Below are 10,715 nucleotides of genomic sequence, written 5' to 3' on the forward strand. Positions count from 1 at the left end.
CGCCGGGCATTGAAGCTCATGCCGTGGCGGGCCTGGCCCGTTCAACTGGTTCGCCAAGAGAAAGTCAGTTACCGCGCCTCCTCTTGAGCACCGAAGTCCCATGAAACCCAACAGGCCTCGCGCCGGTTGGGTTTTTTTCGCAGTGGCCACCGGCGCGGCAGGCAAACTTCAAGTCATTTCAAGTGCCATCAACTCTCGTGAAAAATCACAACACATTAACGCTCAACGCGCTACTGAACGGCGAGCAAGCCCAAACCTGCTGGCGACTGTTTTTGCTAGTTCTGTTCTGTATCGTCAGCTACCTCGCGCTGACCCCCCACCCGCCCAAGGCCATGGACACTGGTTGGGACAAGGCCAACCACCTGCTGGCCTTTGGCGCCTTGGCCTTCAGTGGCCACTGGGGCTGGGGCACGCGCTTGCAGCGCTATATCGGCTTGCCGGCCGCCTTGTTGATTTATGGCGGTTCGATCGAATTGCTGCAACTGCATGTGCCGGGCCGAGATGGCGACTGGGCGGACTTGTTTGCCGACAGCTGCGGGATGCTGCTGGGCTTGCTGCTGGCGGGGCTGACGAATTACTTCGTCGGCGCCGAAAAGACCATCCCCAAGTAGCCCGCAGTCAAACACAACAGCGCAGCAAGCCCGCCTGCCCCTCGCTGGACAAGCCCAATCAGCCTCGCCTACCATCCGCCTGCGAGGCGCGGCAGCCCTCCTGACATCGCGCCCTCACGGCCATCACGAGAGTTACAGCGCCGCGCTCAGGGAGAACGCGACGATGTGGCGAATGCGCTTGAGCGACCGTGGCTGGAAATGGCTTGTTTGCAGCCTATCGGCCATCACGGTACTGGCCCTGCTGCTGGAGTTCTCACGCGGCTTGGAACCGCTGATCGAGGGGCGTTACGGCTCCATCGGCATGGAAGAAGGCGTCGGCATCCTGCCGCAGCGCATGGGCAGACACAAGCTGCCAATTGAGCACCTCCAAGCCGACTCCGAACTGGCGCGCGCCGGTGCTCGTGTCGGCGACCGACTCAGCTTTGATCGTCATCTTGACCGCTGGCGCAAGCTTGAGTTGGACCCGGTGCGCGGCCATGAACAGGTCAAGGTCACCTTGTGGCAAGACGGTCAGCCGCAGCCTCTCGTTTTGCGTGCAGCGCCTCAACCCTTTATGGCGGTCGAAGTTTTCGACTACCTGGGGCGTTTCATGCTGGCCGGCCCGGCTGTCTTGTTCGCCCTGCTGATCGGCCTGAAACGCCCAGACCACACCGCCTACCGTGCGCTCTCGCTGTGCTTTCTGTACATGTCTTTGAGCTTTTTCTTTACCTTCAATTTTTTGCCAGCCGGCCCACTCTTCAGCGCCGCCAAGCTAGCTCAAATGCTCACCTTCCCCCTGATCTGGTATTGCACCGCGCGTTTTTGCGTCATGTACTCGCCGGTACGCCCCTCCTGGCTGAAGCGCATGTTGAAACTGGCGATGCCAGCCTTTGCCGCACTGGTCGGCCTCGGCGTGCTCAGCATGCTCTGGTTCGGACTCGGCTTCGAAGCCCCATGGCTGGGGCCGCTGACCTTGCTGACGGTCTTGTTCAGCATGGTGTTGAGCTATGCCGGCCTCTTTGGTGGGCACCAGTCCTGCAACGGGGAAATGCGCCAGCGCCATGACTGGCTGCTGCTCTCCCTCAGCTTTGGCTCGATTCCAACCATGTTGGTGTGGGTGCCCGGCACCGACATTCGCGTGCAGGGCGTGCCCCTGAACATTGTGCTGGCCCTGTGCGGCCAGGGCTTTATGTACATCGGCTTGCTCTATGCCGTGTTGAAGCACCGGGTCTTCAACTTCAACTTTGCGGTGAGCCGGGCCGTGGTGTTCAGCGCCATCAGCCTGATGGTGCTGCTGGCCTTCAGCATCGTCAAATGGCTGACCGGCCATTGGATTCAAGCCCACGAACATGGCAAGAGCATGCTGGTGGACACGGCCATTGCCATGGTCATCATCGTCGTCTTGAGTCGCGTGCAAATCGGCATGGAGGCGCGCATCAAGAGTCTGCTGTTCAGCCATTGGCATGAGAATGAACAAGCCTTGCGCCGCTTTGCCAAGGAGGCCGAGCACTACACCGGCACCGAAGGCCTGCTGAGCGGCTTGCACAAGGCCTTGGAGCGTTTCACCGGCGAGGCCGGCTGCGTCATCTATTTGCGCCTGGCCGGTGGTGGCTATGCGCAAGCCTTCAACACGATTCCCTGCTCGGCCCATTTGCTTGATGCCGATGACGGCCTGGTGGCCGGACTGCGCAGCCGCACCGAGGCCTTGCCGCTGAGCGAGGTGAGCCAGACCGAAGCGCAAGGCGCGCTGGCCTTCGCCATGAGTTACCGCGGCACGCTGAACGGGCTGGTCGTGCTGGGCGACAAGCGCGGTGAAAGCAGCTACCGACCGGATGAGATTGCAGTGCTGGAGTTCGTCATTCAGCGCGTTGGGCTTGAGCTGCAGGCCCTGGCTGCAGCCAAGATGGAACGAGAGCTGAGTCGACTCGCCAAGACCAATGAAGCCCAGCGCGAAGCCTTGGCCCGGCTTGAACGCCAACAAGAAGCAGGCACTGGCCAGCCGCAAGCACGGTCCTTGCGACCGGGCACACAGTTGCTGTAACGGCGCGCCCAATAACGCAAGACCTCACGCCAAGCGAGTCTCGCTATGAAACACATCAGCTGGATAGCCTGGGTCGTGCCCAGCGAACAAGGGGCCGATGCACCGGCCCTGGCGGCCTTGCGAGAGCAGGGCCTGCTGGTGCGCGTTTGTCGCACCGGTCAACTCGCGCACGAACAACACAGCACTCAGTCGCCGGCCAGCCTGCGGGTCTTGCAGGCGCCCTTGTTTCGCAGCCTGGACGAACTGATGGCCGAATATGCGCTCAGCGAGCTGCCGACGCTGATCATCGCCAACTCAGCTGAGCAAGAGGCCGATCTGCTGGAGCGCATCCACCCCGGCGATGAAGTCTTACGCGGCCTCTACCCCAGCCGCTTGCTGCTCTTGCGCATCAAGCGCTTATCGCGTCAACAAATCCAGCCCAGATCGGAATTCGGCGAACGGCCAGACCTTGCCCACGCTACACAAACAGATAGCAGGCGCGACAAGCTCACCGACTGCCTCTTGCACAGCGAATGGGCCGAGCTGCTGATGCAGCATTTACGCGAACGCCCGCCGGGCAGCTGCGCCGCCGTGCTGCTGCTCGACCTGGATCAGTTCAAACACATCAACGACACGCATGGCCACGCAATGGGCGATCTCGTGCTCGGCCAGGTGGCCGCGGCATTGCGCCAGGGCCTCGCGCCCGCAGATCATTTGGGTCGCTTTGACGGCGACGGCTTCACCGTCCTGCTGCACCGTTATGACCGCGACACCTTGGTGACAGATGCGCAACATCTGTTGTCTGGCCTGGCGGCTCTGCGGATCTCCATCCGGCGCGCCACGCCGCCAAACACGCAGGCCTCGGCCGGCGGCGTGCTCAAGCAATGGCTGACGGCCAGCCCGAGCAAGGCCGAGCCCAGCGATGAAATCACCGTGCAGGCAAGCGCAGGCCTCAGTTTTGTAGGCGTGCAGTCGGACTTCAACACCCTGCTGACCCAAGCAGACCAGGCCTTGCAAGCCGCCAAAACCCGCGGCCGCAACCTGTTGGTGATCGCCCCGCCCTCCTCGGGATATGAACACAGCGACAGCCATGACAAGGCCGCTGCCAAGCCCCATTTCGAAACCACAAAGGACGAACGCGTGTCGCCCGGCTTAGCGCTTGATCCGCTGACCCAGCTGCACCACCGCGGCTACTTCGACGTCCGCTTGGCGCGCGAGTTCGAGCACGCTCGGCGCCATGGTCGCTCGCTCAGCTTGGCCTTGGTCGACCTTGAACAGCTTCAAAGCCTGAACAAGCGCCACGGCTTCGCCGCCGGTGACCAGGTGCTGCGCGCCTTGGCCGACCTCGCTCGCGCCAGCGTGCGCTTGGTCGACTGGGTCGCTCGCGTCGGCGGCGAAGAAATCGCCATCGTCATGCCGGACACCGATCTGGCCAGCGCTGCTCCCGTGATCGCCCGGCTGCGCGAAAAGCTGGCCAGCACCACGCTACGCAGCGTCGACGGTAGGCCGCTCCCCTTGGCGGTGAGCATTGCCTTGGTGGCACTGAGCGCTGACGTCGAAACCGCTGCGCAGTTGCTGCATGCCGCCAAGCAGCAGTTACAGCAAAACAAGCTGAGAACCGACACGCCCGCAACGGCACGTTTCGCCTTTTCCAATTCGTCCAGTTCGCCCTAACGGTCTGAACAAGCAGCCAGACCCAACTGTCACCAAGCCTTCACGCAAGTCGGCAATGCTCTTCCTGCGGCATATCGCCGTGCAGTCACCTCACCAGGAAGCAAGCCCATGGACAAGGAAGAGACGCTGGACATCGCTACCGACACCTCGTTCGAAGAATATTTCGACGAAGACCAGGAGACCATTGCTGATCTGCACCGGATCGCGGCACAGCACTTTGCCGCAGCCGCCGATCACCACCGCGCCGCCGCCGCTGCCGACGACGCAGGCGACGCCGAAGCGCTGGCCCGCCACGCCTACCAGGCCTATCGCCATCAATTGAACGCCGTGCAATACGCCGAAATCGCCGCGCTCGACAACGATGCGCTTGAGACCGAGTTGGCGGACTGACGAACTACCGGCTGCGCCAAGCATTTCGCCGAAGCCAATGTCAGCGACTAAACAGAGACCAAGTCATTCCACTGCTCGTTCGCTGAAAAAAACTGCAAGCCGGCCCGCATTGGTGTTTGAGCCGGCTTGCAGGGAACGAGGAAGTTCGAAATGTGATGTGGATCACTGAGCCCCCAGCATCCACACCGTTTGGGGCTGTTGCAGCCTTCTGCCTTCTTCATGGCACAAACCATGCGTTCCGCCCACCTGCCAAGCAGTTTGCCCACAGCAGGCAAGCAGTTCAGGCTTGCACGGGGCGAACCATAGATGTACCCGCCATGTAACACAAGCGAACCCGGCAACTCAGCCCACTCCCAGCCCACCACCGCACGGCAACTAACGCCGATCCCAGACAGACGCCAGGCTCAGCCGGCAAATCCAGCGCAGGCTGCCATAAGGCCGACCGCAGGGCTCGATGCGAGCCAATCTGTGGCGCTCTGGCCTCGTGTTACCTTTTATTACACGGCCTCGCAGCCCGCTCCCCATGGGAGAGTCAGCCCAGTTCGCCACTTTGCCCAGCGAAACCCCCAATCGCCAAGCTTGGCGTGGGCTCTGAAAATTGTCACAACAGCGCAAGCGCATTCCCCTCCGTGACTTACACAACATCACCGAAGTCCAACAGTTCCTTGACTTGCAAAGCCCGAGCACAAGGCAAGATGCGCCGCATGTGTGCTCTTGCCCTGCTCCCGCTTGGTCTGGCCGTGTCCGCCCCCGGACGCAGTGCGCCGCCCACCTCCAGCGCGGACGGTGCCAATGAGCTCAATGTGCTGCATTGGTGGACCTCCAGCAGCGAGCGCGCGGCGGCCGATCATGTGGCGGCCCGCATGGCCGAGATTGGGCTGCGCTGGGTCGACGGGGCGGTGGCCGGCGGCGGCGGTGGTGCTGCCATCAAAGTTCTGAACGAACGCACGCTGCGCCGCATGGCGCCGAAGGTGGCGCAGCTGAATGGGCAGTCAATGAGCGAATGGGCCGATATGGGCCTGCTGCTGGATCTGGATGCTGTAGCGCAGCGACGCAACTGGGCGCGCACCATGTTTCCGCAGGTGATGTCGCAACTGACCGTGCGTGACCATGTGGTGGCCGCCCCGCTGGGGATCCACCGCATCAACAACCTCTATCTGAACAAGGCAGTGTTCCGGCAGCACAAGATTGAACTGCCGAATGACTGGGCCGGGCTGGAGCGCGCGGCCGTGGCGCTGCGGGCGGCGGGCGTGACGCCGGTGGCATTCAGCGATGAACCCTGGCAGGTCGCCACCGTGTTCGAGACCTTGCTGCTGGGCGAAGCCGGTCCGGCACTGTACCGACGCATGATGGTGCAGCGCGAGTTGCAGGCCTTTGACGACCCCGCCCTGGAACGCGCCTTCAAACGCCTGCGCGACTGGCGCAATATGGCGACAGGACCGGCCACCGCCGCACAAAGCGGCACGCCGCGTGAGCGGCCATGGACCGAGCTGGTGGCCGACTTTGCCGCCGGGCGTTCGGCCATGTTGATCACCGGTGACTGGGCCCGTGGCGAACTCGGCACCTTGGGCCTGGAGGGCGGGCGCGACTTCGAATGCAAGGCCGTGCCCGGTACGGCGCAGGCCCATTTGTTCAGCATCGACACGCTGGCCATGTTGGCCGGCAATCTGAGTTCTCAGGCCGAGCAGGAAAAAATGGCCGAGCTGCTCGGCAGCGCCGCCCTGCAACTGGGCTACAACCGCATCAAGGGTTCGGTGCCGGTGCGCCGCGATGTACCGGTCGATGAGCTGGACATCTGTGCCCAGCAATCCTTCAAACTATTTGCCAACGCCAACACTCCCCGCGTGCCCAGCCTGGTGCACCGCATGGCGTTTGAAGAAGTCGGCAAGAACGCCGTCATCGAGACCGTCCATCGCTTTGCCCTGGACCCGAACCAAACACCGGCCGCCGCGCAGCGCAAACTGCAGGGTCTCTTGCGCGCCCTGGGCCCCAAATCCGTGAAAGCTGCCTCATGAAAGCCCTTGCATGACCCGCACGATCCTGCTTGTCGATGACGACCAGAAAATCCGCACGCTGCTGAAGACCTATCTGGAAAAGAACCAGTACGAGGTGCGCCTCGCCCATGACGGCGCCAGCTTCTTGGCCGAGTTTGAGCGCTTCAAGGACGAAATCAGTCTGTGCATTTTGGACGTCATGCTGCCCGACACCGAAGGTTTCGCGCTCTGCCAATCGGTGCGCCGGCGTTCCGACGTGCCCGTCATCATGTTGACTGCCAGCGCCGAAGAAACCGACCGCATCGTCGGGCTGGAACTGGGCGCCGACGACTACATCGGCAAGCCCTTCAATCCCCGCGAACTGCTGGCCCGCATCAAGGCCATCCATCGTCGCTCCGGCCAAGACCGCAGCCAAACGCCGCGCTACTTCCGTTTCAATGGCTTCTGCCTGGATGTGCTGGAACGCAGCCTGATCGACCCGGACGGCGCCAGTTCGGCCCTGTCGGGCATGGACTTCCAATTGCTCAAACTGCTGGTCGAGCACCCCGGTGAGGTGCTCGACCGCAGCCGCTTGGCCGAGGTGACCCGCGGCCGCGACCTCGGGCCTCTGGACCGCTCGCTCGATGTGCAGGTCAGCCGCCTACGCCAACGTCTGCAAGACGACGGCAAGCAACCAGCCCTGATCAAGACCGTGCGCGGTTCGGGTTATGTGTTCGCCACCACGGTCAGCGCGGGACATACGCCCTGATGCGCCATGAAGGCTTCGGGCTAGGTCGCTCCGGCAGCTTTGGCGCTCAAGGCCCCTATGGCGGGCGAGCCTGGCCGCAGCGCTTTGCGGCCTTTTTGTTCGACAGTCTGCAGGGCCGCTTTGTGCTGGCCATGCTGGGCGGCATGGTGCTGCTGCAGCTCTTGATCAATCTGCTTTGGTACAACCAAATCGAACAAAGAGCCCGGCGCCAAACCGAGATGGCCGCCCACCATGTGGCCAGCAGCGCCATCGGTGCCTTGCGCGCGGTGCGCGAGTTACCGCCCTCCGAGCGGCAACTGGTGCTGCAGCAGCTGCGCACCATGGGCGGCACCCGCTTCCTGGTCTTTTTCAACAACGCCGAGGTGCCGGCCGTGCCGCTGCCCAACCAAGCACTGGCCCGCTTGCTAGAGGCGCAGGTGCAGCAGAAGATGCACGCCCAACTGCCAGCCAATGCCAAGGTCAGCGTCACCTTGGCCTCGCCGCTGGATCTGATGGTGTCGCCGAACGGCGCCCGGCTGGCTGACCTACCCGACAGCTGGGTCGACCCTTCGCTGGTCTCGGCCGACCGTCCCGCCCCGTTTCTGGTCATTCAGGCAGAGACCGAGCCGGGCCACTGGCTCTACCTCAGCAGCGCCATGCCCGACCCCTATTTTCTGGAGCAGCTGGAGTTCTTCACCTGGCAGCGCATGGCGCCGCAACTGCTCACCTTGGGTCTGGCGCTGTTGATGACGCTGATCACGGCGCGGGCACTGACTCGCCCGCTGCTCGGCCTGAGCCGTGCCGCCGCCCGCATGGGCCACAAGTCCACCCCCAAGCCGCTGCGCGTGACCGGTACCGCCGAGGTGCGCCGAGCGATTCAAGCCTTCAATGAAATGCAGGAGCGGATTCGCCGCTACCTGAGTGACCGTGAACGCTTGTTTGCCTCGATCTCACACGACCTGCGTACGCCCATCACCCGGCTGCGCTTGCGCAGCGAGTTACTCGATGATCTGGCCGTGCAAGACGAGTTCCATGAGGACCTGGACGAGCTCGACATGATGGTCAAGACCGCGCTGCAGATCGTCAAGGACACCGACATTCACGAGAACCGCGTGCCGGTGCGCATCGACCTGGTGCTGCAAAAAATGGTGCGCGATGCCCGCATGGCCGGCCAACACATCGAGTTGCAGGAGCGCCCGCTGACCGTCTTCGGCAAGCCCTTGGCCTTGAAGCGGGCCCTGGGCAATTTGCTCGACAACGCGATGTTCTATGGCGCCGGCAATGATGTGCCGAAGGCCGAGTTGCTGATGCATGAAGGTGAAGCCGGCAGCCCCGAAGAGGGTCAGGTCTTGCTGACCGTGCGCGACCACGGCCCCGGCGTGCCGGAAAGCGCGCTGGCCAAGCTGGGCCAGCCCTATACCCGCCTCGAGCATGGCGCCAAGCTGCGTTCGGAAGGGCTGGGGCTGGGCTTGTCCATCGTGCGCGACATCGTCGCCGACCATGGCGGCAGCCTGCGTTTTCGCAACCACCCGCAAGGGGGCTTCGAGGTACGGCTAGCACTGCCCAGCCGTGCCGCCTGAATATCGCCCCACGTTCAACCCGACACTACTGCCCCGTGAACCCGCTACCTCTGCAACATATCGTCATCGTCGGCGGCGGCACTGCCGGCTGGATGAGTGCCAATCTGCTCGCCCAACAATGGTCTCAGCGCAGCTTGCGCATCACCCTGTTGGAATCGAGTGATATCGGCATCATCGGCGTCGGCGAAGGTTCCACGCCCTTTCTGCGGCAGTTCTTTGCACGCCTGAATATCAGCGAGGCCGAATGGATGCCGGCCTGCAATGCCAGCTTCAAATGCGGCATCCGCTTCCCCGGCTGGTCCAGCGTGCCCGGTTACGAGGCCTATGTTCACCCTTTCTTCAACCATGCGGATCTGGCCACCGGCAGCGAGTTCTTCACCAATGCATGCCTGCGCCGGCGCGGCACAGAGGCCGATGCCAACCCGCAAGACTTCTTCATCGCCGCCGAATTGGCCCGCCAGCGGCGTGCACCTCACTATCGCCCCCGCGCCGATGGCCAGGCCTCGCCGCCGACCGACTACGCCTATCACTTTGACGCCGGATTGCTGGGCCAGTTCCTGAAGACGCATGCGATGAAACTGGGCGTCAGGCATCAGATCGGCACGGTGCACCAGGTGCTGCGGCACGAGAACGGCGACATCGCCAGCCTGGTGCTGGCGGATGGCTCGCATTTGGCCGGCGATCTGTTCGTCGATTGCAGTGGCTTCCGCGGGCTGCTGATCAATGAGACCTTGGGCGAGCCCTTTGTGTCCTACCGCGACAATCTGTTCAATGACCGCGCGATCGCCATCCCGACGCCGCTGGCCGAGGATCAAGACATCCCATCGGAGACGGTGTCTGGCGCCCTCACCCATGGCTGGGCCTGGCAGATTCCGCTCAGCAATCGCTTCGGCAATGGCTATGTCTATGCCTCAGACTTTGTCAGCGATGACGAGGCTGAGGCCGAGTTGCGCCGTCATCTAGGCCCGGCGGCGGAAGGTCAAGCGGCCCGCCGGTTGAAGATGCGTGTCGGTCGGATCGAACAACACTGGCGCGACAACTGCCTGGCCATCGGCCTATCGCAGGGCTTTATCGAGCCGCTGGAGGCCACCGCCTTGATGCTGATTCAGTTCTCCATCGAGCTCTTCATCGCCGAGATGGAGCAAGGTGGTTTCAGCCGCACCCGGCAAGTGAAATACAACCGCCGCATCAACCAGATGTTTGAAGGGGTGCGTGACTATGTCGTCACCCATTACCAACTCAACAGCCGCAACGACAGCGACTATTGGCGCGAGAACCGCGCCAACAAAAACATCTCAAGCCGCTTGGCCAGCATCTTGGAGGTCTGGGATCGCGGTGGTGACTTCGAATCCGAACTGACCCGACATGGCGATGATTTGATGTACATCCGCCCCTCTTGGTACTGCCTGTTGGCCGGCATGGGGCGATTCCCCTCGGACTTGAAAGCACCCACTACACACCAACAGCCATTGAGCCAGGCGGCGGCCCGTCGTGCGACTGCGCAGATCGCAGCGCAGTTCTATGGCCACCGAGAATTCCTGCAGATGCAAGCAGCAGCCACGCCGCTCGCCGCAGCGCCCTTGACGGATTTGGCCGGAGTCTGAGCGAGTGAGGCATTGACTCAAGGCGGGATCTCCCGGTGGGGCCGTAATCGGCACATTGCGGACTTTAGTGTTCCTCTTGCCGAAGCCATCGGGTGCACGGTTCCGCTCATGTCCTCCGGCTCTGGCTGCGCCAGAC

Annotated in this window: 8 protein-coding genes; all 8 read left to right on the forward strand. The window is 62.9% G+C overall.

From position 1 onward, the window contains the following. Window positions 1-197 precede the first annotated feature (197 nt). The 8 genes from WG899_RS08235 to WG899_RS08270 all read left to right on the forward strand — a co-directional run bounded on the left by WG899_RS08235 (window position 198) and on the right by WG899_RS08270 (window position 10,579). Window positions 198-611, forward strand: a complete 414-nt coding sequence (locus WG899_RS08235; protein ID WP_339595134.1) for a VanZ family protein — start codon at window positions 198-200, stop codon at window positions 609-611. A 163-nt stretch (window positions 612-774) separates the two neighbouring features. Continuing rightward, window positions 775-2,631: a hypothetical protein gene (locus tag WG899_RS08240; protein ID WP_339595135.1), complete on the forward strand. Its 1,857-nt coding sequence runs from the start codon at window positions 775-777 to the stop codon at window positions 2,629-2,631. A 45-nt stretch (window positions 2,632-2,676) separates the two neighbouring features. Then, window positions 2,677-4,284 (forward strand): GGDEF domain-containing protein, encoded by a 1,608-nt coding sequence (locus WG899_RS08245; RefSeq protein ID WP_339595136.1) that lies wholly within the window; start codon window positions 2,677-2,679, stop codon window positions 4,282-4,284. Between the two features lie 108 nt (window positions 4,285-4,392). Further along, complete coding sequence (locus tag WG899_RS08250; RefSeq protein ID WP_339595137.1) at window positions 4,393-4,674, forward strand: hypothetical protein; 282 nt, start codon at window positions 4,393-4,395, stop codon at window positions 4,672-4,674. A 704-nt stretch (window positions 4,675-5,378) separates the two neighbouring features. Further along, complete coding sequence (locus WG899_RS08255) at window positions 5,379-6,689, forward strand: ABC transporter substrate-binding protein (RefSeq protein WP_339595138.1); 1,311 nt, start codon at window positions 5,379-5,381, stop codon at window positions 6,687-6,689. 10 nt (window positions 6,690-6,699) lie between these two features. Continuing rightward, window positions 6,700-7,416 (forward strand): response regulator, encoded by a 717-nt coding sequence (locus tag WG899_RS08260; protein WP_339595139.1) that lies wholly within the window; start codon window positions 6,700-6,702, stop codon window positions 7,414-7,416. Further along, window positions 7,416-8,975: an ATP-binding protein gene (locus WG899_RS08265; RefSeq protein WP_339595140.1), complete on the forward strand. Its 1,560-nt coding sequence runs from the start codon at window positions 7,416-7,418 to the stop codon at window positions 8,973-8,975. Before WG899_RS08260 ends, WG899_RS08265 begins: the two co-directional genes overlap by 1 nt. 35 nt (window positions 8,976-9,010) lie before the next feature. Then, window positions 9,011-10,579: a tryptophan halogenase family protein gene (locus WG899_RS08270; RefSeq protein WP_339595141.1), complete on the forward strand. Its 1,569-nt coding sequence runs from the start codon at window positions 9,011-9,013 to the stop codon at window positions 10,577-10,579. The last annotated feature ends 136 nt before the right edge of the window (window positions 10,580-10,715 follow it).

Source organism: Paucibacter hankyongi, from assembly GCF_037482915.1.
Lineage (GTDB): Bacteria > Pseudomonadota > Gammaproteobacteria > Burkholderiales > Burkholderiaceae_C > Paucibacter_A > Paucibacter_A hankyongi.

Excerpts from the sequence above, each read along its gene's own strand:
- WG899_RS08240 (WP_339595135.1), top strand. The coding sequence starts at position 775 with ATGTGGCGAATGCGCTTGAGCGACCGTGGCTGGAAATGGCTTGTTTGC.
- WG899_RS08245 (WP_339595136.1), top strand. The coding sequence starts at position 2,677 with ATGAAACACATCAGCTGGATAGCCTGGGTCGTGCCCAGCGAACAAGGG.
- WG899_RS08250 (WP_339595137.1), top strand. The coding sequence starts at position 4,393 with ATGGACAAGGAAGAGACGCTGGACATCGCTACCGACACCTCGTTCGAA.
- WG899_RS08255 (WP_339595138.1), top strand. The coding sequence starts at position 5,379 with ATGTGTGCTCTTGCCCTGCTCCCGCTTGGTCTGGCCGTGTCCGCCCCC.
- WG899_RS08260 (WP_339595139.1), top strand. The coding sequence starts at position 6,700 with ATGACCCGCACGATCCTGCTTGTCGATGACGACCAGAAAATCCGCACG.
- WG899_RS08265 (WP_339595140.1), top strand. The coding sequence starts at position 7,416 with ATGCGCCATGAAGGCTTCGGGCTAGGTCGCTCCGGCAGCTTTGGCGCT.